The 23,673-nt window shown below is 33.5% G+C and carries 22 protein-coding genes and 4 pseudogenes; 13 read left to right on the forward strand and 13 right to left on the reverse strand.

Annotated features, from left to right (window positions below; translation table 11 throughout):
- Positions 1-35 precede the first annotated feature (35 nt).
- The 5 genes from M3L71_RS02695 to M3L71_RS02715 form a co-directional block, all read right to left on the reverse strand.
- On the reverse strand, positions 36-185 hold the full coding sequence (locus tag M3L71_RS02695; RefSeq protein ID WP_280143913.1) for a hypothetical protein: 150 nt from the start codon (positions 183-185) through the stop codon (positions 36-38).
- 21 nt (positions 186-206) lie between these two features.
- The gene (locus M3L71_RS02700; protein ID WP_280143914.1) at positions 207-377 is read right to left on the reverse strand and encodes a hypothetical protein; all 171 of its coding nucleotides are present in this window, start codon (positions 375-377) and stop codon (positions 207-209) included.
- Positions 378-461: 84 nt separating this feature from the next.
- On the reverse strand, positions 462-989 hold the full coding sequence (locus tag M3L71_RS02705) for a phospholipase D family nuclease (RefSeq protein ID WP_264374948.1): 528 nt from the start codon (positions 987-989) through the stop codon (positions 462-464).
- A gap of 40 nt (positions 990-1,029) precedes the next feature.
- On the reverse strand, positions 1,030-2,517 hold the full coding sequence (locus tag M3L71_RS02710) for a UbiD family decarboxylase (protein WP_280143915.1): 1,488 nt from the start codon (positions 2,515-2,517) through the stop codon (positions 1,030-1,032).
- Positions 2,518-2,564: 47 nt separating this feature from the next.
- Positions 2,565-4,448 (reverse strand): DUF3857 domain-containing protein, encoded by a 1,884-nt coding sequence (locus M3L71_RS02715; RefSeq protein WP_280143916.1) that lies wholly within the window; start codon positions 4,446-4,448, stop codon positions 2,565-2,567.
- 392 nt (positions 4,449-4,840) lie between these two features.
- Here M3L71_RS02715 and M3L71_RS02720 point away from each other — a divergent pair, with 392 nt between their 5' ends.
- From M3L71_RS02720 to M3L71_RS02730, 3 genes are all read left to right on the forward strand, one after another.
- Positions 4,841-5,581 carry a DsbA family protein gene (locus M3L71_RS02720; protein WP_280143917.1) on the forward strand — a complete coding sequence of 247 codons (741 nt, stop codon included), beginning with the start codon at positions 4,841-4,843 and terminating at the stop codon, positions 5,579-5,581.
- A 355-nt stretch (positions 5,582-5,936) separates the two neighbouring features.
- Positions 5,937-6,260, forward strand: a complete 324-nt coding sequence (locus tag M3L71_RS02725) for an OTU domain-containing protein (RefSeq protein ID WP_280143918.1) — start codon at positions 5,937-5,939, stop codon at positions 6,258-6,260.
- Between the two features lie 83 nt (positions 6,261-6,343).
- A complete protein-coding gene (locus M3L71_RS02730) occupies positions 6,344-7,336 on the forward strand; it encodes an OTU domain-containing protein (protein ID WP_280143919.1) in 993 nt (330 codons plus the stop codon).
- Here M3L71_RS02730 and M3L71_RS02735 read toward each other — a convergent pair.
- Positions 7,309-8,168: pseudogene (locus M3L71_RS02735) on the reverse strand (IS630 family transposase). The gene M3L71_RS02730 and the pseudogene M3L71_RS02735 sit on opposite strands and share 28 nt — an antisense overlap.
- A gap of 38 nt (positions 8,169-8,206) precedes the next feature.
- Here M3L71_RS02735 and M3L71_RS02740 point away from each other — a divergent pair.
- From M3L71_RS02740 to M3L71_RS02760, 5 genes and pseudogenes are all read left to right on the forward strand, one after another.
- Positions 8,207-8,575, forward strand: coding sequence for a hypothetical protein (locus M3L71_RS02740; protein WP_280143920.1), 369 nt, complete (start codon positions 8,207-8,209; stop codon positions 8,573-8,575).
- A 53-nt stretch (positions 8,576-8,628) separates the two neighbouring features.
- Positions 8,629-8,805, forward strand: a pseudogene (locus M3L71_RS02745) (DUF2460 domain-containing protein); the annotation flags it as partial.
- A 51-nt stretch (positions 8,806-8,856) separates the two neighbouring features.
- Complete coding sequence (locus M3L71_RS02750) at positions 8,857-9,234, forward strand: IS630 transposase-related protein (protein WP_280143921.1); 378 nt, start codon at positions 8,857-8,859, stop codon at positions 9,232-9,234.
- The gene (locus M3L71_RS02755) at positions 9,231-9,833 is read left to right on the forward strand and encodes an IS630 family transposase (RefSeq protein WP_280144109.1); all 603 of its coding nucleotides are present in this window, start codon (positions 9,231-9,233) and stop codon (positions 9,831-9,833) included. The genes M3L71_RS02750 and M3L71_RS02755 overlap by 4 nt, the downstream gene beginning before the upstream one ends.
- 51 nt (positions 9,834-9,884) lie before the next feature.
- Positions 9,885-10,889 (forward strand): annotated as a pseudogene (locus M3L71_RS02760) (IS630 family transposase).
- A 484-nt stretch (positions 10,890-11,373) separates the two neighbouring features.
- Here M3L71_RS02760 and M3L71_RS02765 read toward each other — a convergent pair.
- On the reverse strand, positions 11,374-12,411 hold the full coding sequence (locus tag M3L71_RS02765) for a class I SAM-dependent methyltransferase (RefSeq protein WP_280144110.1): 1,038 nt from the start codon (positions 12,409-12,411) through the stop codon (positions 11,374-11,376).
- A gap of 82 nt (positions 12,412-12,493) precedes the next feature.
- Between M3L71_RS02765 and M3L71_RS02770 the strand changes: the two genes are divergently transcribed.
- Both M3L71_RS02770 and M3L71_RS02775 read left to right on the forward strand, forming a co-directional pair.
- A complete protein-coding gene (locus tag M3L71_RS02770; RefSeq protein ID WP_280143922.1) occupies positions 12,494-12,886 on the forward strand; it encodes a hypothetical protein in 393 nt (130 codons plus the stop codon).
- Complete coding sequence (locus M3L71_RS02775; protein WP_280143923.1) at positions 12,887-13,168, forward strand: DUF2610 domain-containing protein; 282 nt, start codon at positions 12,887-12,889, stop codon at positions 13,166-13,168. It begins immediately after the preceding gene.
- Here the strand turns inward: M3L71_RS02775 and dapD are convergent, their stop codons facing one another.
- Complete coding sequence (gene dapD / locus M3L71_RS02780; RefSeq protein ID WP_264684957.1) at positions 13,169-14,011, reverse strand: 2,3,4,5-tetrahydropyridine-2,6-dicarboxylate N-succinyltransferase; 843 nt, start codon at positions 14,009-14,011, stop codon at positions 13,169-13,171. It abuts the gene before it with no gap.
- A 37-nt stretch (positions 14,012-14,048) separates the two neighbouring features.
- On the opposite strand from dapD, the pseudogene M3L71_RS02785 reads away from it, so the two are divergent.
- The 3 genes and pseudogenes from M3L71_RS02785 to sdhA form a co-directional block, all read left to right on the forward strand.
- Positions 14,049-14,105, forward strand: a pseudogene (locus tag M3L71_RS02785) (zinc-ribbon domain-containing protein); the annotation flags it as partial.
- A 66-nt stretch (positions 14,106-14,171) separates the two neighbouring features.
- Positions 14,172-14,459, forward strand: coding sequence for a hypothetical protein (locus M3L71_RS02790; protein ID WP_280144198.1), 288 nt, complete (start codon positions 14,172-14,174; stop codon positions 14,457-14,459).
- Positions 14,460-14,667: 208 nt separating this feature from the next.
- Positions 14,668-16,467: a succinate dehydrogenase flavoprotein subunit gene (sdhA, locus tag M3L71_RS02795; protein WP_280144111.1), complete on the forward strand. Its 1,800-nt coding sequence runs from the start codon at positions 14,668-14,670 to the stop codon at positions 16,465-16,467.
- On the opposite strand, the gene M3L71_RS02800 is transcribed toward sdhA, so the two are convergent.
- From M3L71_RS02800 to M3L71_RS02820, 5 genes are all read right to left on the reverse strand, one after another.
- The gene (locus tag M3L71_RS02800) at positions 16,439-18,514 is read right to left on the reverse strand and encodes an ankyrin repeat domain-containing protein (RefSeq protein ID WP_280143924.1); all 2,076 of its coding nucleotides are present in this window, start codon (positions 18,512-18,514) and stop codon (positions 16,439-16,441) included. The genes sdhA and M3L71_RS02800 overlap by 29 nt on opposite strands.
- A gap of 243 nt (positions 18,515-18,757) precedes the next feature.
- The gene (gene gmk / locus M3L71_RS02805; protein WP_010406904.1) at positions 18,758-19,366 is read right to left on the reverse strand and encodes a guanylate kinase; all 609 of its coding nucleotides are present in this window, start codon (positions 19,364-19,366) and stop codon (positions 18,758-18,760) included.
- A gap of 35 nt (positions 19,367-19,401) precedes the next feature.
- The gene (locus tag M3L71_RS02810; RefSeq protein ID WP_280144112.1) at positions 19,402-21,168 is read right to left on the reverse strand and encodes a pentapeptide repeat-containing protein; all 1,767 of its coding nucleotides are present in this window, start codon (positions 21,166-21,168) and stop codon (positions 19,402-19,404) included.
- Entirely contained in the window at positions 21,152-22,126 is a 975-nt protein-coding gene (locus tag M3L71_RS02815) for an ankyrin repeat domain-containing protein (RefSeq protein WP_280143925.1), read from the reverse strand. Before M3L71_RS02815 ends, M3L71_RS02810 begins: the two co-directional genes overlap by 17 nt.
- A 653-nt stretch (positions 22,127-22,779) precedes the next feature.
- Complete coding sequence (locus M3L71_RS02820; protein ID WP_280143926.1) at positions 22,780-23,667, reverse strand: aspartate carbamoyltransferase catalytic subunit; 888 nt, start codon at positions 23,665-23,667, stop codon at positions 22,780-22,782.
- Positions 23,668-23,673: the final 6 nt, after the last annotated feature.

Here is a 23,673-nt window from a genome sequence, read left to right on the forward strand (position 1 = left end):
CTTTGTTATACCTTTATCATTTGCTTTGGGAAATACTATATATCACCTGATTCACCTTCTAGTTCTACAAATTTAGTTTTTTTCTGACATTCTTTTATTTTTATTAGATCCTCGTTTAGTGATATTGAAACCGGTAGTGTATTCCCAGCATACTCTTTAGCTAAAAGCTCACTTTGAGGATACATTTTTATTTCCCTTCCAAAATGTTAGTCTATAAAATTATTGCTCCAAAATTTGTCTCCAGAATGTACATATTCGTCAGTAGCATACGGTACACCACCATAATTGCATTGAACTTTGTAATCTCCAACACCATTATTTTGAAAAAAATCATGAATGGCAGCGTAACTATCAGCAGCATCATTTATGTAATCCATTACCTACCCCTTAAAACCTTTTAATTTATTATCTCACAAGAAATTACATCTATCAATAAAAAGACTTTTTTTGATATCAAGTATCTAGGGAGCATATTGATAGGATTGTGACATTCGTATTTCCCAGTTCTTCACATACTGCTGGACTAATTCAGGATAATTTTCAATAATTAATAAATTTTCAGCGTTTCCCTTTTCAGCTGTCTTACTGAGGTTAAACGATCCTGTGATGACTTTTTGATTATCAACAATTATTACCTTATTATGAGCAATTTTTGGCTTATTATCGATCCAAATCGGTATTCCATTTGAAAACAATTCGCTTATGACACTATATTTTGAATGGAGTTGTGATTTATCTAAAATGACTTTAACATCAACACCACGCTCTTTGGCGTTAATCAAAGATTTTGCAACTGTTCCAAGAGTAAATGTATATTCTTGAACTAAGATAGATTCTTTAGATTGGTCTATCTCGCTGATTATCGGTACAGCACAGTCTTGTTCAGGTGAGAAGCAAACTGTTGCTTTTGGGCAAGGCGAGAATGTAGGACCCACATAGTAATAAAGAGAAAAACATGCCGACAAAAATAAAAGATATAAAAGCCTCACAAACCACACCTAAATACACGGCGGTAGTCTACATCATAGTTTAATCATCTGTCAACCGATATTCCTTCCACTTCTCTGTAACTTTCTTTATTATTTCCTCGCTCATTTCAATTTTTCTTCCCCATTCTCGTTTGGTTTCAGGTGGAAGTTTGTTTGTTGCATCAAACCCTATTTTACCTCCGAGACCACTTTCAGGAGAAGCGAAGTCTAAATAATCAATTGGAGCATTCTCTATCATGATTGTATCACGTACAGGGTCCATTCTTGTTGAAACTGCCCACATTACTTCCTTCCAATCACGTATATTTATATCATAATCAACAACTATAATAAATTTCGTGTATAAGAACTGTTTGAGAAAAGATAGTGTGCCCATAACAATTCTTTTTGCATGCCCTGGATAAGCCTTTTTTATCGACACTACCGCTATTCTATATGAACAACCTTCTGGGGGCAGATAAAAATCTACTATTTCCGGAAACTGATTGATGATAATCGGCACAAAGATTTCGTTGAGTGCTTCACCAAGAATTGATGGTTCATCAGGTGGTTTGCCAGTAAAAGTGCTGAGATAAATTGGATCTTTGCGCATTGTAATTGCAGTGATGTTAAACTCAGGAAACTGTTCAACAGCATTATAGTAACCGGTATGGTCTCCATATGGACCTTCATCTTGGTAATTATCCAAACTTACATATCCTTCCAAAACAATTTCTGCATGAGCTGGAACCTGAAGAGGAATAGTTTTACAATTTACAAGCTCAAGTGTTTTTTTTCGCAGCAGCCCGGCAAATTGGTATTCTGATAAAGTCTCCGGCACCGGAGTTACCGCAGCAATAATCGTTGCAGGATCGCTACCAATCACAGCAGCCGCAGGAAACTTCATATTTTGCCCCCTCTCCTTCCACCGTTTATGGTGACCTGCACCACCACGATGTGCAAGCCAGCGCATGAGAGTCGTTTTTTTATTCACAACCTGCATACGATATATTCCAAGATTGAAATTATCTTGCTTGTCTGCTGTTGGTCCTTTTGTTACCACAAGTGGCCAAGTGATAAGCGGTGCAGGCTCGTTTGGCCAGCATGTCTGAATAGGTAGCAAACTAAGATCCACCTTATCCCCAGTTAGCACCAGCTCTTGACATGGGGCTTTGCTCACAACTTTGCTCCGCATCGACAATACAACTTTTAGTAGAGGAAACATTTTCACAGCATCTTTGAAGGTTTTTGGCGGCTCGGGTGATCGCAAAAATGCTAGAAGTTTACCCAGATCCCTTAATTCATCAGAATTTATACCAAGTCCGAATGCAATTCTCTCAATAGTACCAAATAAATTCACTAAAACGGGAATTGAATTTTTGCCATTTTCTGTGACAACATTTTCAAAGATGATAGCTGGTCCCTTGTTTGACAAAACCCTACGATGAATTTCTGTCATTTCAAGAATAGTTGAAACTTCTTTTTTAATTCTAATTAGATCTTTTTTTTCTTCTAATGCTCTGATGAAGTCGCGTAAGTTATTGTACATATTTTAAAAATTTTAAGCCTTTTAAGAAGTGCTTTTCCCAGCACAACTCATTCACTTATTATTATAGAGGCTCTAGAAAAATTATTCTCCAATTCGCTTTTTAAGTTTTTATATTCAGCAGTCTTTAATTCTTCATTGGTAATAAAGCTTTTCTTTATGGTTATTAAATTGCTAAATTCGGTTCCATCATTTTTATATTTACAGAACCTATTTACATATAACCAAGGAGAATCTATTTCAAAATTCAAATTTTCACAGTTTTTAATTTTGATATCTTTTATTATCATATGGCTTTCCTTAGTTTTAGGAACACCAATAAAAAGGTCTGACACTTGGTCAGAAGCTGTATTGACAACATCATTAAGCCAATTATCTCCTAAATTCAAAGCCGGCCCTAGATTTGTCTTGAAAATCTTATTTTTTTGCTGGAACTCATATTTTATTGTAAGATCCTCTACATTACGCAAGGTAAGGTCAGGCAATTCTAAGAACTTCTTTTCTTCTTCATCAAGATATACTCCACTAATCATACGAAAAACATAATCTCTTAATTGCTCATCTGAATAATATAATCCAACACCTGTTAAGCCCAAGGCTGCTTCCCCTTGCACGGTAAGCTGGCCATATTCATTTACAACGTTATCTTCTATAGTTAATTCACTATGGGATATCACTTTTGAATTTTCACCTTGTACAGCAGGAATCTTTATGTAATCTGCTTCCTCAGAATCCAGTACTAGAGCGTTCCTATCAGCAATGTCTGGAAAAACACCCTGTGCCATACTGACGGTATTAGTTGGATCGATGCAATATATCTTCCCACCTCTATTTGTTACTTTGAGCATCACATGATTAAAATTACCCATATTAGGTAATGCTTCAGGATTGGAAATACTAGTAGTTCCTCTCATAACTAAAATAGGTTGAACTTTATAACCAAGTTTTTGCAGAATAGCAGCCGTGCTAGCAGAAAAGTCTTTGCAATCCCCAACTTGAGAATCAGCAATTTTCTCCAAATCTCTCGGAAAAAATTTTCCTGACACTGTACGCCAGTCTCCCATGTACTGAACTTTTTCATTCAATAAAGAAGTAACTGCATTAATTTTCTCCTCATCGGTACTCTCATTGGCAGCAAATTCTGCTATAGCTTCAAAAGTTGCAGGAAGCGGCTGATTGATGACGCTATGATATCCAGGAGCTAATTTTTTAGCTAAATCCTCCCATTCAGATAAGCTTGAAAGTGATACCCAAGTGTTGTGTTTTATGTTCAATATTCCATTATGTGGTTCATTTGTTGTGTTTTCATAAACTGCTTTCTTTAAAGCAATGCTTATAGAGTGTATATCATCATTTTTTTCCTCAGCGATTTCTAATACTTCTCTTGGATCATTAACTTTAATCTCCAGGGGTAATTCAGAATTGATTTTAGTATTTTCTGCTTGTAAATAATCCCCATGATAAGAAAAGCTCAAGCCATAAAAATTATCAACAGGAACCTTTTTGTTAACTTGTTTATACCTTAAATATACTTCTGTACCAATTTCTATTTTAGGAAACGATATAGTTACTTGCCTTAACTGATCGAAGCCTTTACTAGGACTAGCTAGCGGTTTATCCTCTATCATGTCTTCAGTGACTATATATTCCTCTCCGTTATAAGCTGTTTTAGCCTCTAAAACAGTAAGATCTGCACTATCATCATTGTAAATAAGACTATATAGAGATAATCTATCACGTCCAGATTCTTTGAGTATTTTTGCTTGAAGTTCTACTTCCGTTTCGTAGGTACCATCTCTATTAACATTAATGTTAACATTAGAAAACTTAACCTCAACAGAAGCATCTTCGTACTTGCTCCACCTTGCTTCAGCTATAGTAGACATGAAAAATACTAGTAATGCTAAGTTAAAGAGAGTTTTTAAAAATTTCATTATGTACCTACACTTATTGAACCATTAAATCCATGGAATTTTGTTCACAGTGTAAACAGGAATAAACTCAGCAGATTGAGAAAGAAGCTTATTTTCTAGAATGGCTATTTCTTTCTCTCTACCAATTATCGGTTCGCTCATATAATTTACCGCCGTGTTTGTCAGCATTATATGCGGCGGTTATAAAATAATCAACTTTTTTACCGCCGCGGTTACAATTGTTATACGTGGCGGCAAGGATTGCTTAAATCTCAAATGCCTTATTATACACAAGTTTTCGTTACTTAATATCACCAGATTCTCTGATATAACATATATAAAGTTTGCATTTCTTGATAAAAATGTTTTAACATTGAGCATTTCTTTAATATTTGTATTCTTTAAGTAAGTGTATGTCTAAAATACCATTTTTATTGATTTTTATACTTGCAGTAGCAAGTTTACCAGTAATAAACAATTGGCTTTCACACCGCAGTCAGAACTTAAATGATGATTATATAGGTGAGAGATTGGATAATTACATCAGTAAAAATTTTGATAGAGTTCTAAAAGCTCTCCAGGAAGAGTCAGCTAAAAATAGTTATGCTAATGCAACCAAAAATAAAATTTCTCAGCATAAAAATGAAATATTCGACTCCACTTATCCTTACTCAGGAAATGAAAATAGCAATATCATAGCTGTAGGTTTTTTTGACTATTCTTGTGGATATTGCAAAGCTATAAAGAAAGATGCAAAACAATTGATCAATGATGGCAAAATTAAGTATATCTTTAGGGATGCTCCAATACTTGGTAACAATTCTTTAAAGGCAGCAAAAGGTGCTTTAGCAACTTATTTTATCGATAAAGAAAAGTACTTAGATTTTCACTATGCTGCACTAGATCACAGAGGAGAATTTTCAGACAAAACTATATTAGGTATAGTGAAAAATATAGGGGTTAACGAGAGCGATTTTAATAACTCTATGAAAAATAATGCAGACAAAATTGAGCAAATGATAAACAACAGCAAACTTTTAGTAAGGGATTTGGGAGTAGGAGGTACACCTTTTTTGATAATAGGAGATAGTCTTTTTGTAGGAAAAACTGATTTGAATATATTACGCAAAAAAGTGAATGAGTTAAAAGATTAATAAACTTCCTGCTTGACAGCATAAGAGAGTTTAAGTATAGTTAAGATATACTAAGTAACAATATGTATATGCTACATATTAGTTCAAGAAGAATAGGTGATGTTTGCTTACAACATAGCACGAACTTAAGTAATTAGCCTTCCTAGGCTGATTAATCTATTAAAATACAATCATTATTTTGGAGTTATAACATGAAAAATTTCAACAGAAAACCAATTGCTCTTTTTCGGCAAGCCGAAAAAAGCACAAATTTAAGTAAAATTTTATTTAAGAATCTAGACTCTTTTTATTATCAAAGGCTAGAAAAACTATTTAAAAAATTTAATGCACAAAAAACAAAAAAAAAAGTAATTCATTGACTGATCTAAAGAAAGCTTATCCTGAAAAGCTAAAAATAGGAGCTTCTATATCAGAAGGAGATTGCTTTTTTGACTCCTTGGCTCAAGGATTGAATGAGCTAAATATAAAACCTGTTCATCGTTTTACCGCAAAATCATTAAGAGAAGATTGTGAAAATTATGCTAGAGCAAATGCAAATTCGTGGGTTTATAAAAAAATAACAGGAGATGCTGAAGAAGGAGGATATTTTGTAGGTGAAGGAAATTTGGATAGCAAAGTAATATCGAAGATGAAAAAGGCATATCTGCACAAACAGACTGGTGTAAAGGTGAAGAAATAATAACCAAATATACAGAAGAGGAGTTTTTCAGCTGGTTACTAGAGGAATATCGTGAAGATAGAGAAGGGAAGATTTTAGAGATTTTGAAAAGTAGATATGGCACAGATAATGATTTGTTACTAGAAGACTATAACGAATATGAAACAAGTAAAGATAAAGAAGAAGAAATAAGCGAAGATGGAAAAGAAAAAGGAGAAAAAGTTACTATTAAGCCAGATAATTCCAAGTCTTTTTCTAAATATCTAAACAACATTAAAAATATGTCTACAGAAACTAATTCTCTAGCTATATGGGGTCGTCCAGAGATTGAAGGGAGAATGATATGCGACAAGTACAAAGTGGAACTTTATATTTATTCAATAGAGGAAGATAGTCAAAAAGTTACGGTAACTAAAATTACAGGACATGATGATGATCCAGAAGTTTTTATACAAGATATAAATCTCAATCAACTAGAGATAGATAGTAGCAAAAAAACTGTAGGAGTAGTGAATTACATGAGGCATTTTGTGCCACTTCTTAGCAAAATCCCTTCTGATATAACAGAAAATCAATCAGTTTCTAATGAAGAAATCTTTGGTGAGGTTACAGAAGCTTCTGCTTCTGAGCAACCAGTACGACAAAAAAGCAGCACTAGTGAGCCGATTTTTTCGAATAAAAGCACTCCTATTTCTAATCAATCAGAGCAGAAACCACTCAAAGAAAGAGCTGCTGATAGAAGTATTGATGAAACAAATTCACAAAATCATGAAGCAATGTTAGAAAAAACACACAATAAAATTTGTGAAAATACAGCAAAGATCTTGAGTGAAACTTCTAAGGATATGAAAAAAAATTCCAGTGAAGAAATTCTTGAAATAGGTAAAAGGGTTCCTTCCTCTAATCAATCAGAGCAAAAAGAACAATATAATATCAGAACTAGCAAAGCAGCAATTGCGCAAGATCATAAAGAACAAAAAACACAAAAAGAGAGAATTAATACCAGCGCTAGTGAGCCAATTCATACGGATACAGTAATTATAGCTCTTTTCATAATAGTCCGGAAAGTTCATAGAAAAGCAGAATCAACAGCATGACGAAAAGATGTGAATAGAGGGATGTTTTTCCTAGCTCTATTTTTTATAGCAAACCAATGATGCTCAATTTTATTGAAATCTGGGGAATACGTAGGAAGATACAAAATTTCAGCACCAACTTCTTTAGCAAGTTCAGTAATCTTATTAGACTTATGAAAAGTAGCATTATCAAGGATAACAGTTTGTCCAGGTTCCAAAATCGGTGTCAAAAACTGCTCAAACCATTTATTAAAGATATCCATATTACAATGGCCCTCAAATGTTAACGGAACAACTATTTTTCTACTATTTAGAGCTGCAATCATGCTAATTCGTTGAGTTTTCTTTCCAGATTTTAGGGCATAAAATCGCTGTCCTTTCTGAGAATATCCATAGGGATAGTCTTCGGTATTATCAATACCAGATTCATCTATATATACTAAGTTTTGAGGTTCTTTCGTTGCTATAATTTTCAAAAATTCAGCACGTTTTTCTTCATTCCTTTCTTTGTATCCATATGTCTTTTTTGCGTGTGAGTCCAATTTTTTTAAGAGCTAGATGAATCGTTGGGATACTAACATTACTCCAAAGCTTAGCCATTTCCGATAGAGTTTTTCCACCATGTTTTTTGGCAAATTCAGTAAATTTATTCCAGTCGGTAATTTTATGATTATAACCTCCATTTCCAAGTTTTTTCGACTGAAAATCTCCTGTTTCTTTTTTTTCTTTGCTGCCACTCCCATAATGTAGTTCTTCCAATTTTAAATCTTGCTGCTACCGTTTCTCTGCTTTCCCCTTCGTCTAGTACCTCCATTGCTTTTTTTCTTAAATCATAACTATATGCTGCTGGCATACTTACCTTCACTACTATAAACTCTTATTTTAAACCGTTTGGACCATTATGAAAAGAGCTATACTATTTCTCATCCACACGAGCAAAAAACACAACAAGAGGAAATACAAAAGAAATTAATCAATAGTTACAGAAGAGAAGCTATTTATAGCATAGCTGCTGTAATAACAGCTATAGCATTCACAGCATCTGCTATAGCTACTGTTTTTACTCAACCAATTCCTTTAGCATGTCTTGCTGGAGTTGCTTTAGCCATTGCATGTGTTTGTGTATATCAGTTAATGCAAAGTCATAACGACATTCATGAACTCAAAAGTGAGCCAAAGGAAAATATTGCCCATGCTTTTCTAGAAGGAGTGGGACTAGAAATACACAGCCTTATTGATAAGGCAATCTCAAAAGTTTAAGATCTTTCCTACTTCATCTATATCAACTCAACTTTATTTTTACAGGAGGAAATATGTCATTCACAGAAATTAGATTTCCAGAAAATATATCTTATGGCTCTACTGGAGGACCGGAATTTTCGACTGACGTTGTAACAACTCATAATGGTTGTGAGCAGCGCAATATTAATTGTTCTCGTGCACGTGCCAGGTATAACATAGCTTATGGGGTTAGGTCAAACGAGCAGCTATAGTATTTCCCAAAGCAAATGATAAAGGTATAACAAAGTATTTGAGTTATAATGGCATATAGTGTGGATTTAAGGGAAAAGGCAGTATTGATGATAGAAAAAGGGAAGACAAAGGTTGAGATAGCAGAGCTCATGGAGATAGGAATAGCAACTCTGTACCGCTGGTTAAAAAAGAAAGCTGATGGTGAAAGCTTAAAGCCATCTAAAAACGGTAGCTTTATTCGAAAAATAGACCCAAAAATACTCGAAGAATATGTTACAAAGAATCCAGATCATACTCTGGCAGAGATGAAACAAAATCTTGGATTTGGAATAAATTCAATTTGGTATAGACTAAAACAGCTAAAAATTACTTTAAAAACGTCACACTATATCAAGAGCGCAATCAAGAAGATAGGCAGCAATTTATTGATAAAATCTCAAAAATAGAACATTCCAGCATCTTATATATAGATGAAGCAGGAGTTGATAATAAGTTATACCGAGAATATGGACGTGCTCCAAGAGGAAAGAAAATTTATGCAGATATTCCAGGGAGAACTCGAGAGAGAATCAGTATAGTAGCCGGGTGGATTGGAATGAGATTTATTGCACCAATGACTTTCAAAGGTGGGTGTGAAAAAGAGGTATTCAATATATTGTTGGAGAAGATGTTATTACCTAAATTGCCACTTGGCACAACCATAGTTATGGATAATGCTACATTTCATAAGACCACTAAAACAAAATCATTAATAGAGTCTTTTGGCTTTCATGTGCTGTATCTTCCAACATATTCACCAGATTTGAATCCCATAGAACACTGTTGGCATACCATCAAAAGCCGCCTCAGACCTCTAATGTATAAATGTACAGACTTACAACTTTTGGTTGGTAATAGCATAATGGAAATTTATCCATTCATTTTAGAAAATACTATAGTACCATACTTAATTAAAAAAGATAGTAGTCATAAAGCACAAACAATAGTCTCACATGTATCTGGTGAGAGTGGTAATACCAATTCCCGCTATAGAAAGAACAGATAGAGAATAATGGGGAAAAAGTCATACTAGAGTAAGTGAAATAGCGAGGTATAAATGGCATTAAGGTCAAAACTATTAGACGAAAGAGTTGTAAATTTAGCGAAAGAAATGTTAAAAAAGGTAAGAAATAACGCATATGTTTCAAAAAAGTTACAAGCGGTGATAGCAGGAAAAGAAAGTAGTATAAGCGCTGTGGCAAGAATATGTAAAATTTCAAGGACTGCTTTGACTGAATGGATAAAGCATCTAAAATTTGGTAGAGTAGAAAAATTATTTGCCCCGTTTCAGCGGAGAAGAAAAAGCAAATTAAACAAAAATCAACGTGAGCAAATTGAAATATGGGTAGAAAGAAATCCAAATATTACTATTAAGGAAGTACAAATAAAAATCTCAGAGGAATTTGCCCTAAACATCAGCAAATCAACAGTGCACCGTGAGATACAAAGGATGAAATTTTCTTACATAACACCGAGGCCAATGCACCATAAACAAGATAAAAACAAGCAAGAAGAGTTTAAAAGATACTTCAATAAAATAGTCAATTTCCACCCTAAAAGGGAGGTGTTCTTTTTGATGAACCACCAATTGAGACCCATTCTAAAATTGGACACGGATGGTTTAAAAAGGGTCAGAACGCAGGTTAAAATGAAAATTGGTAGACAAAATTTCTATATCTAAAGTGCGGTAAATCCAAGAAGTGGTAAGAAAATTAGCCTACTTGCTCCATATGTAAACACTGATTGTATGAATATATTTCTGGAGCAGATGTCGAAAGATTTAGGCACGAAAGAAGCCTTTCTTGTAATGGATTGTGCAAGTTGGCATAGATCAAAAAGTTTGAAAATTCAGGAAAACATTACCATCATATACTTGCCTCCTTATTCACCGGAACTGAATCCTGTTGAAAGGTTGTGGCAATATATCAAATACAATACTTTACGCAATAGTATCTACGATACCATAGGTTTACTTGAAGATGTTTTGTGTAATTTTATTGTCAATATTTCCAGTACTACTATTAAACGAGTTTGTAATGTTTCTTATTTGTTCCGTCAGTAATGGATTTTGGTATAAAGGTCAAGTATCTGGAATTCTGGACATAAAATCCTCCTGTATAAAAAGATTAGAAAAAAATGCAGCGCACATATGACAGAACGCTGAAAAAGATACGCTACGTTTTTTATTGAAAAGTTAACTGAAAGTCTGCAGACAAAGATAGATTTTGAGCTCTTAAAATATCTCTAATTGTCATTATAATCAGATTCAAAATATGCGGAAGTAATTTTTTTTGACAATAGATTTCTTGCATAACCAAGTGTCATTTCAGCTGGGATCCAACTAAGTTGGTAAACACTTTACAACGTTTTTTGCGCGAAAAGGCTGGATGCCAGTGTCAGCTACTTTCATGACACCTATTTGTTCCTATGATAGTCTTATCTGTCTATCTTATTTTGCTACTCTGCTGAACAGATACGTTTCTTGTACCTTTTTTATTCTGTAAATTTTTTAGTATTTGTATGTTTAACATAAGAACTACACAAGACTACAAATGGTGAATCAGCATTACCTTAAAGAGAGTACCCATATTTTCAGTTAACCTTAAAAATTCACTGAAGATCTTATTCTTCTGTTCATTACTTGCATTTTCCATTAAAGCTTGCGCTCTTTCCTTTATACCAAACAAATATAAAAATTCTCTTTGAGTTAAAATCTCACAATTTAAGTATTTTAATGAATCTTTTAACGCTTGAAAGTTTACAAGTGCAGTAATATCACTGTTACCAATATTTTCAAGAAAATTAGCATACTGATGCTGCCTTATCGATTGCAAAGTGCTCTTGTATGAAGGATATATATAGCCATAATCTATGATCAAAGCAGCTCCTCCATTATTGACTATCTTCTTCTCAAGTTTTCTTAATATTTCAATTCCAGTTAAGCATACTTCTACTACCGCACCATTAAAAAGTTTTCCATTTGTTATCTGAATAGATGATGCTGGAACACATGATCCTTTTCTTATGGATTTGAGTGTCAAACACTGACCGCCATCCTGTTTCATCACTCTATTTTCATACCACTGCCCATCACGATAAACAAACTGATCAATTGGAAGAGCATCAAAGAACTCATTTGCAAAAAAAATAGTTGGCTGATTTGGTAAGTTGTTGACATTTGTGTGCCAATTAATATCTAATCCCTTTAATTTCCCCTTTTGTATTTTCTGTAAAAGAGGACTTATTTCAACTAGGTGAATGTTCATTGAGCTAAAAAAACAGCTGTATTTTTTAGTAACTCTTATTATATCGTGAATGAGTGTTCCTTTACCTGGTCCAAGTTCAACTAGAGAAAATTTTGATGGCTTTCCTAATTTTTCCCATGTATTCATTATCCACACTGCAATTGTTTCACCAAATAGCTGACTAATTTCAGGTGCAGTAATGAAGTCACCATCTTTGCCAAGTGGTAATTTATTCATGTAATAACCGTACTCTTTATGATATAGAGCAGCACTTATGAAATCGCTGATAGATATTGATCCTTGGCTTTTATCAATTAATTCGTGTATATAAGTGAGCATATTATTAATAAACATTTAACTATAGCGTGCCATACTATAAAATAGTGGAGTATTTATATATATAATATAAGTTTAAAAACATATGAGTAGTATTGCTTTGGTTATGGACAATCAAGATACGGATTATCTTACCCTTATACCTCAAGATGATGGTATTGAATATAAATTTAAAGAAGCTATCAATTTTGTAGAAAATAAGGTTGTAAGTGCTGATGGATTAACTTTAGCGGAGGTATTTCAAGCATTGGTTCAAATGTTGAATGGTGATCTAGAGTTAGTAAAAAAAGTGTTAGCATATACTAATATTATGGTAAAGCATGGAATGAGGGTAGCAAAAGAGTCACAGCTAAGCAGAGCCGATGTTCGTCGAGCTTTAGAAGGCAAAGAAAGTGTGTTTAATAGGCAAGATTTTATCAAAAAACCACCTCTTGTATCTTCTATAAAATCGGTTAAAAAGAAAAGTAGAAGTCTTTAAATGGCTGAGTCTATAAAAAAATTTACTGTACAGTGTGATTTCAAAGGACAGAATGCACCTTTTGCAGTATATATAGGAAATCCAAAGGGTGATACTCATCCAATTCACCATCAAGGTTCATGGCTTGCAAAGGAGCGTGGAGGAAACATTCCTAATAAAGTTAAAGAAAGTTTGCAAAAATTATACAAGCTGTCTCAAGAAAACGGGATCTCTTTTCCAGAATTATGCGCATATGCCATTACTATAGTTAGTAATAATGATAAAAAAAGTGACGGTAAGTAGTTAGATTCTCAATATTTCATTTATAGAAGTTTTTGATCTCGTCTTCTCGTCCACTTTTTTTACTATAACTGCGCAATAGGTTGAAATGTTGTTTTTAGGTGGAGTAGATCCTGATACAACTACAGAGTAAGGTGGTACTTCACCATAAAATATCTTGCTTGTTTCTCTGTCAATAATTTTTGTTGATGCTCCAATAAACACCCCCATACTAAGGACTGATCCTTCTCTTATTATGACACCTTCGGCTACCTCACTGCGCGCTCCAATAAAGCAATTATCCTCTATAATGACTGGAGAAGCTTGAATAGGCTCAAGAACTCCTCCTATTCCCACTCCACCGGAAATATGACAGTTTTTTCCTATTTGTGCACAACTACCAACTGTTGACCAAGTGTCTATCATTGTGCCAGAATCAATGTATGCACCAACGTTGATAAAGCTTGGCATTAGAACAACATTTTTACCTATGTAAGCAGATTGGCGGACAAAACATCCAGGGACTGCTCTAATTTTTGACTGGTAAAATTTTTCCTCATTCCATTCACTAAACTTGCTACCAATTTTGTCAAACCAGCAATTGGTATTGTCTATTATTTTGCTTTCCTCAGTGAGAAAATGTAATAATATTGACTGCTTTATCCACTTATGTACTATCCATTCTCCACTTGATAGCTTTTCTGCTACTCTAATTTTACCACTGTCAAGTAACTCAATTACCTCTTTGATTATTAATCTTGCTTCGTGTTTTAGATTATAGTCGTTAAGTTTTTCTTTATCTTTCCAAATATTTTCTATCTCATCTTGTAATTTTTTAGTTGCAAATTTTTCATTTATTATATACATATTGATATCAAATTTATATTATTTTATACGTAACACTATGAAAATACAATGTAATAATTGTACTAAAACTTACTTAGTGTCTCGTGGGCAAATAGGTGAATCTGGAAGAAAAGTGAAATGTACAAACTGCAATCACATGTGGCATGAGTATCTAAAAGAAATGTCAAGTGAATTGTGCCCTGATGGTATACAAGAAAAAAAAGCTAGCTGGAGGCAAAGTTTAACTCTAGCTTTTGCAACAGTTGCAGGGTTATGCGTTATAATTGTTGGTGGTATCTTTCCAGGAGAGGTAAGTAAGATATATAAAGCAGTTAGTTCATATAAAGATTCAATAAGCCATAAATTAGGATACAAAAAAGTGCAAACGGAAAATTCAAGTGCGAGAGAACTTGTTGTAAATGAGTTTTATCAAGATTACCTTTTTCTATCTAATTTTAGATCTAATTAAATAGGCATAAGTCATCAATGTTATGCAAGTAACTACACTTATTCCTTTATGTTAGTGTCATTCCAATGTCAGCTACTTTCATAACACCCTATGGTTGTTATTACATCGTTTACTATAGATTTGTTTCAGAACCTTACATCCAGAAAACTTGTATAGATTTTTTCTACTTCTGTGATATTATAAGCATGTGATGATAAAATAAGTGGATATGGATAAGTCAGCGTATCAAATCATAGAGCATGAGTATGATGTGGTGATAGTGGGTGCAGGTGGAGCAGGGCTTAGAGCAACACTTGGAATGGCTGCAACTAATTTTTCAGTTGCTTGCATTTCTAAAATTTTCCCTACACGAAGTCATACAGTTGCAGCACAAGGCGGAATTAGTGCAGCCTTGAGCAACATTGCTGAAGATGATTGGCGCTGGCATGCGTATGACACAATAAAAGGTTCAGACTGGCTTGGCGATCAAGATGCAATAGAGTATATGTGTAAAAATGCTGCAAAAGCTGTGATTGAACTTGAAAATTTTGGTGTACCCTTTTCTCGTACGGAAGATGGAAAAATATATCAGCGTGCCTTTGGTGGAATGACAACTCACTTTGGTAAAGGAAAATCGGCTCAGCGTACTTGTGCAGCAGCAGATAAAACTGGGCATGCAATTCTTCATACTCTATATCAGCAATGTCTTAAATTTAACGCTGAATTTTTTGTCGAATATTTTGTAATCGATTTGATTATGGACAAAGGGACATGCTGTGGGGTGATAGCTTGGTCGCTGTGTGATGGTACGTTGCATAGATTTCGTGCACATTCTGTGGTAATAGCAACAGGTGGTTATGGACGTATTTATTTCTCTGCAACAAGTGCACACACCTGCACAGGTGATGGTAATGGCATGGTGGTGAGAGCTGGGTTGCCACTTGAAGATATGGAATTTGTGCAATTTCATCCAACAGGAATATATGGCTCAGGGTGCTTGATGACGGAAGGATGCCGCGGTGAAGGTGGGTACCTCGTTAATTCTCAGGGTGAGAAGTTTATGGAACGTTATGCGCCAAAGGCAAAAGATTTGGCTTCTCGTGATGTAGTAAGTCGAGCAATGACAATTGAAATTAGAGAGGGAAGGGGAGTTGGGCCAAAGAAAGATCACATGTACTTGAATATATCGCATCTTGATCCGGAAGTGATCAAACTCAGATTGCCAGGTATTAGTGAAACAGCAAAAACCTTTGCAGGAGTTGATGTTACTAAAGATCCGATACCTGTTATTCCAACTGTTCACTACAACATGGGCGGTATTCCAACCAACTATCATGGAGAAGTGATAACACTGAAGGAAGGTAAGGAAGAAGTAGTGGATGGATTGTTTGCAATTGGAGAAGCGGCATGTGTTTCTGTACATGGTGCAAATCGACTTGGCTCTAACTCGCTTCTTGATCTTGTGGTTTTTGGTAGAGCTGCAGCGCTCAGAGCAAAAGAAAAATTGAAACCTGATACACCACATAAAAAATTGCATTCAGACTGCACAGACTTGATAGTAGATAGATTTAATAAAATGCGATTTGCTTCTGGAGAGTTCAAAGTAGCAAAAATACGAAGTGAAATGCAGCACACTATGCAGAAATATGCATCGGTATTCCGTGTTGCTGAAGTTTTAGAGGAAGGTAAAAAAGCTATAAAAGAAGTAGCAAAAATGATGCCTAACATTGCAGTTGAAGATCGCAGTATGATATGGAATAGTGATTTGGTTGAAGCGCTGGAGCTTGCCAATATGATTCCACAAGCAGTTATTACCATGGAATGCGCAGCTAATCGTAAGGAAAGCAGAGGTGCCCATGCTCGTGAAGATTTTCCCGAGCGTGATGATAAAAATTGGATGAAACATACTATGGCATGGCTTAAAGAAGAGAAAAGCCAAGTCAGTGTAGAAATTGACTATAAAAAAGTTGCTAAAAAAACTCTGAGCGATGAGATTGATTTCATCGCCCCGGAAAAGAGAATTTATTAGTTAACCCATCTGGTTTATTTATAAATTGACGTAGTATTGATACATAGCTCATTTTAGTAGCTGGACTTTCTGTATGCTCTGATTGATCTGACGATCTTTGTACTTCTTGCTCTGCTGAGTTGTTAGCTAAATTTTGTTGTTCAGTAATATTTTCAGGTTGTTTTGCAGCTAGGTGATCATCTTTACGGCTTTGCTTATCGTTGGTTAATTCCTTAACAGACTTCCTAATGTCGCTAAGTCCCAAAGTGAATATCAGACACACCACTCCTGTTATAGCTATGATGAGTAACGCTGCTCCAATTGCAATTTGTCCTTGGAAGCAAGAAAGTGTTACCATTGTAATAATAGTAGTTGCTACTGTGATTGCTAACAATACACTAGCTCTCCTGCCCGGATCAATGCATTTCCATACAGCAGATGCTCCTTTTTTTACACCAGAACCTAGCTTTTTAATGCCTGATTGACATTTTTTCGAAGCAGTTCCACAGTGGTATTTTTCCTCAAGCTTCTCTTTTAGTTCTTTAGCTTTCTCCTGTGCTTTCTGTGGAGTGCTTGAACAATCTTTTAGATCTCGTAAAGTTAAATAGTACTTTTTAGTATGGAGTTCTGGATCTTCTAACCATAAAGAATCAGGGTTAGCACCGTTTTGTAATAATGCTGCACAAAACTTTGTTGTATTATCATAATTAGTTGCTAAATCAAAAATTGTTTCTTGCGATAGGTATTCGATACTTTTTTTTTCTGCTTTTTTCTTTAGTGCTAATTCTAGAGGTGTATTGCCTTGCCTGTTAGTTGCTTTAATAGCTTCATCTAATTTATCTTCAGATATTTTTCTTTCTTTTACTAAGGCTGATATTAATTTCAAGCATGTAACTTTTTGCTTCCCTCTCAGCAAGGCAATATGGTGTAAAGCATTATTGCCATTTGCATCTTTAAGGTTGATATCTGCTCCTTTTTTCAATAATTCCTTAAAAGATTTTTCATCTTTATCTTTAATTGCTAAATGTAGTTGATAATTATCATTACTATCTGGAGTATTTATGGTATGTGGTATAATTTCTTTAATTTTTGTTCTTATTTCTGATTTTAACTCGGGTTTCTTTACTGACTTTGCTAATTTTTCTAAGAAATCACAATAGTATGTCTTTTGCTCTTCTTTTAAGTATTGTAATTCTTTTGTAGATAATCCTAAATTGTCAGAGCTGGCTCCATACTCTAGCAATTTTGTAAGAAACTTAAGTGTATTATCGCTACTTCTAACTGTATTAGACTCATGTTTCTCTTTTGTCATCTTGTCAATTAGTGCTACCTGAAAAGGAGTTTTTCCTTCTTGATTTTCACTATCAACAAGTTGTACTAAATTTTTCTCGTTAGCTATTTTTATCAAGGTATCTAGAAACTTAAGCTTTTGTTTCTTTTTGAGCGATGCAATAAGGTGTAAAATATTATTCCCTTTTTCATCTGTTATGCCACTGACATTTGTGCAATCTTTTAGGTATTTTCTAAATTTCCTGTTGTTTCCATTTTGGATTGCATTTAGTAATTGAACGTCATTATCAGAATCCGATATTCCGTTTATTCCATCTTCAAAATCGCTATCAGAATCTGATATTCCGTTTATTTCATCTTCAAAATCGCTACCGTAGCCACTGTCTTGTTCGCTGTGCCTACTAAAACAACTTTTAGTGACTTCAAAAATTACTTGTTTTTTTGTTTCATTTGATATTCTTTTCGATCGTTCTATTACTTCACCTAGCACTGGAAGGAAACATTGGACATAATATCTGTGATATTTTTCCTGTTCTCTAAGAGATTCTTCTAATTTAGTTAATACTTCAGGACTAGCGCCTTCCTTAAATAACCTTTTACATTCCTTGAGTGTTCCATCTCGACTTCTTGGTTTTTCATGCTGATGTTTTTCTTTTTTTACCTTTCTCTCTATAATATTATACAATTGCTTGTCTTTTTTATCTTGTTTTTCGTTTTTGTTTATATATTTATCTAGTTTGTTTGCATTAGTAACTGATACACTTAGATCTATACTCATATTAAAACCTCAATATTAAAAGCTATTTGGCGTTAACGAATTGTATTAAACTTTTAAATTGAGCTAGATGTTATCGAAATATAGGTGAAAAGGCAGAAAACTAGTTTCTATTAGAAAATCTATTGTCATAGTCAAATCCCCACTTTAGCACTTGTCTACTATTTTAACTATTTTATCTTAAAAAATAATAAATGTGGCTAAACTGTGAAGCATGAGTGCTCTGAAAGAGACAAATCAATGTTTTTATAGATCTTTCAAACTTGATTTTTCTTCTAATTTTTTAAGCATTCCTTTACTTAGTATTGATTTTATCTCTTCTACGCTTTTATCAAGATCATCATTAATTATTACGTAATCATATTTATTACTTTTACTTATCTCTTTTTGCGCTTCGGCTAATCTACGCTCTATTTCAATTTCATCATCACTATTACGCCTTTGTAGACGCAGTCTAAGCTCTTCCATTGAGGGAGGTAGTATAAAAACACTTACAACTTTTTCTCTTAAGATTTCAAACAAATGAAATGCTCCTTGCCAATCTATATTCAGTAAAACACTTATTCCACTACTCAGGTTTTGTTCTATAAAATCTTTTGGTATACCGTAAAAATTCTCAAAAACTTTGGCATATTCAAGCATTTGACCAGCCTTACATAGTTCGTGAAACTTTTCTTCAGTAACGAAAAAATAGTCTTTTCCGTTTACTTCACCGGGACGAGGTTTGCGTGTAGTCATAGAAACAGACATAACCAAATCAGTTGATTGCTCAAGTAATTTTTCTGATATAGTAGTTTTTCCAGCTCCAGAAGGAGAGGATAGAATCAGTAGTATGCCCTCATTTTTTACGGTCATTTTTCTTTATTTAACAAGTACATTATAGAGCTTTTTTAAGACTTTGTATTTTTTGAATCAAAGTTTAAAAGACTAGAGCCCTCTAAATTAGAATTTGATAAATTGGCATCAATAAGAGAGGAATTATCAAAGACAGTATAACGTAAATCGGCTTTTTCAAGATTTGCCTTATTCAAATTAACGTTTACAAACTTTGCTCTACTTAATATTGAATTAGAAAAATTAGCATTTTCTAAATTCATATCCTTAAACTCAAAGTAAGAATAATTTACATCAAATTTTTTGCCCTGCGATATTTTCTCTTGCAGATCTTTAATTGAAGTTATGGCATTCTCTAGATTTGTAATTTTTGTCTGTCCTTGATTGTCAATCAAAATTGAATTATCAAATTTGCAATCTGTTAAATGAATATCAGCAATTGAACTTTTATATATGCTTGAAGAGAGGAAAGAGACATCACTAACTGTTGAATTACTCAAATTGCTAAGAAAAAAACTAGTCTTTCTAAAGGCATTATCATAAAACACGGAGGATTTGAAATCACTTTCAATAAAGTTTGAATTAGTGACTTTTGACTTAGACCAGCTCGAATTATCAGCTAATAATTTGAAGAATATTGAATTTTCTATCTCACTCGAATCCATATTATGGTGGGAAAGAGTACTATTATAAATTTGAGAGTCTTTAATTTTTGTCTTATACATTGAAGTTGTGGAAAGATCTGAATCTTCTATTTTTGCAGAGGTAAACAATGAATGGTCAAAGAACGAACCATTCATGTCAGAATTCACAACTTTAGTATTATGAAACTTTCCGTGACAAATGTTAGCATCATAGGCGTTAACTTTATACAATTCACTAAAACTAAAATCAATATTAGATAAGTCAGCATCCTGAAGGTCTGCTTCGAAAACATATGCATGTTTTATCTTGGAACCATTTAGTATAGATTTAATGAAGTTTGAATTATCCCCTTTCACATAGGAAATTTGTGAATTGCTTAAATTGGCTTTTTCGAAATTACTGTTGACTATAATGGAAGAATTAAAATAGGAGTTTGAAAGATTGCTACCTGTAAAATCCGATTTTTTTATTTCTGCACCATATATGTTAGCATTTTTTAATGAAGAAAATTGTACCTTGAGCTTATGTGCATCCACTCCAAAGAAACTTGCGTTGTCGAAATTATTTTTCTGCATAACAGTGTCATTTATTTCACTATCACTAAAATTGATGTAGCTGGCACTTGAGTTTGATAAATTGGAGAAATTCATTTTTACATTCAAAAACTTGGTATGCAAACCAATTATATTACGCATACTTACTTTGTTGAGATTAGAATTGATAAAATCAGCATAACTGATATTAGACTGATCAAATATGATATCTGTTAAATTTGTAGAAGCAAATTTTGAAAAACTTAAATTTGTGCCTTTTATTTTAACGCCATGTAAATTAGAATTGGAAAAATTGGCACCACGTAAATCAACATCGATAAAAGACACATCTGATAAATCGGTGTTAGAAAAATCGGCACCAATTAAACTTACTCCATCAAAAATAGATTTTCTTAAATACAATTGACTAAAATTAGCACCATTTAAATTAGGACCAAAACCTTTCTTAAAATCTTGTGGTATGCTGGCTTTATTACACTGTACTAAAAATTTAGCAAAATCTTTTGTATTGTAAGATACGTATTTTACGTCATGCAGAGCGCTTAAAAAATCATTGATTGCATCATCTCCATAGCATAAATGACCAACTAAAATTAATATCAAAAGTCTAATTATCTTTTGCATCACACGTGTTTTCTTTTATTTTTATAGCAAAGTTATACATCTCTGAGTTTTCTTGATTGTTTATTTCTTTATCCTCTAAAAGGTATGGCATCATTTCGGCAATTGCGTTTATTATGTTGATCTGATTCCTTTCGATTGCTATTTCAATAGGGGACTTAAAATTATTATCAACTACTCTAGGATCAGCACCTTGTAATAAGAGAAAGCGAACTGTGTCTATTTCACCTTGTTTCACTGCATAAACTAGAGGAGTATCACCCAATTTATTTCTAAATCTTAGTATTTCTTGAATTGTTAATCCAATTTTTTCTAGCTTATTTATTACTCCTCTTAGACAAATTAAGTTGCCCTTCTTGATGCAGTAAAAAAATTGCTTACTGTAATCATCAGTAAATATAGTTTTAGGAAGGTGCTCATTTAGGCTATCATATTGTCTTTTATATATAGACTTGCTTTTATGTTTTTTTATTTCTTTGTTTAGCTTTGTCCATTTTTCGCTTTCTTCATTTTCTTTGTTCACAGGTGTTATATTGTCAGGCTGTTCTTCTTTCTTTTTCTCTGTTAATTGGCTTGTTGAAAGTTCGGTGTCTTTTTTGCTAATCTCCTCTTCAGGATGTAGGTTTGTTTGATTATTGTGACTGATTTTCTTCTCTTCAGGTTCTTCTTTTTTTTCTTCTGATAAAGGACTTGTTAGAGCTTTGGTATCTTTTATATTAGTCTCCTCTTCAGACTGTAGGTTTGTTTGATTACTTGAAGGTACTTCTTCATTGATTACATTTGTTGGGTCTGTGATTTCTTTGAGTTCGCTCAGAAGCGGAGAAGTTTTTTCAGCATCAGTGTTGCTTTTCGATACGTCTTCTTGATTTATACTGCTTTCATTTTTATTTTTTTCAGGCTGTTCTGCAGCAATCAGGTTAGATATAACAATTAATAGTATGAAGAATGCTTTATATTTCATAAACATTGCAAATATAGGCTTAATTAAAATCATACTATAATCAAATGATTAATCTACAGTAAAAAGTGCTTTAGTTATTGTACAAGTATGATTATGTAAAAATTTATTTTTCTCTTTTATCTAGGTTTTATCTGAAATTGTCATTCGAGTATCTGACATACAACTGTACGGACATTAAAGAAATCAGTATACAGCTGTATGAACATTGTGGTAATTTGCGTACTAAACAATGTCATCCCAGTGCTCCGACACTGGGATCCATTTTCCATCATCATTAGAAACGTTATATTTTAGCATAACTTTTAACTCACAAATTTAACTGGATGCCAGTGCTGGCTACTTTTATGACATCTATCATTTTATGTTTATAGTATTTTTTGCAAATAAACGTTCGTAGTTGTAAATTAAATGCAAAAAAATACTTGACACATTTGGTAAGTTGATTACTATCAGTAAAAACGAGGGTATTTTACAGCTCGAAATCCACCTTATTCAAGTCTGCAGACTTTTCAATTAATTTTTCAATAAAAAATATAGCGCAGTCTACCTCAGTGCGTACTTAATTTCTGTCATAAGGTGTGTTATATTTTTCTAAATCTTTTCTTTATAGGAGGGTCATTATGTCTAAAATTCCTTAAACATTAATTTTTAACTTAAACATTTATTAAATAGTGCAGTACTGCCTTACGCGTTGCTAATCCAAACTTTACTTGCTGTAAAATAACACAATCTGCTATATCATTGCTAATTTCGATACCTCTGTTTATTGGTCCTGGGTGCATAACAATTGCATCTGGTTTTGCGTGCGATAGTTTTTGTGAATCAAGTCCATACAAATGAAAATATTCTTTTTCTGAAGAATTATTATTCATGCGCTCTTTCTGCAATCTTAAAAGCATAATGACGTCAGCATCCTCTATACCTTCAGTTAATGAATAATGAATTGAATCTACTTCAGGAAAATGCTTACAAATCAGAGATGGTGGTGCAACCAAGCTTATTTTTGCTCCAAACATTTTTAGCAATCTTATATTTGATCTTGCAACTCTACTGTGCAAAATATCTCCACATATCACAATTTTGAGGTTTTTTATTTGCTTTTTATGACTGAGAATTACGAGATAATCTGCAAGAGCTTGAGTTGGGTGTTCACTGCTTCCATCGCCTGCGTTGATTAGCGAGCAATTGACATGCTTTGCCAATGTATTAATAATACCACTACTTTTATGCCTGATTATCATATAGTCAGTATTCATTGCATTTAGTGTTTTTATCATATCTTTTAGATCTTCCCCTTTGTTAATAGAAGAAGATTTTATTGGTAAAGTTATAACATTTGCTCCAAGGCTCTTTGCTGCTATTTCAAAAGATGCGAGCGTACGTGTTGAATCTTCAAAGAATAGGTTTATGACTATTTTATTTTTCAGAACATGACTATTTTCAACTTTTTCTTCAAGGTATTGGTTGGCTAATTTAGTTATATTTTCTACATCACCGATTGTGAGGTCTGAGATATTTAATAAATTCCTTCTCTTGTCCATAGCTCC

Source organism: Wolbachia endosymbiont of Frankliniella intonsa (assembly GCF_029856955.1).
GTDB lineage: Bacteria > Pseudomonadota > Alphaproteobacteria > Rickettsiales > Anaplasmataceae > Wolbachia.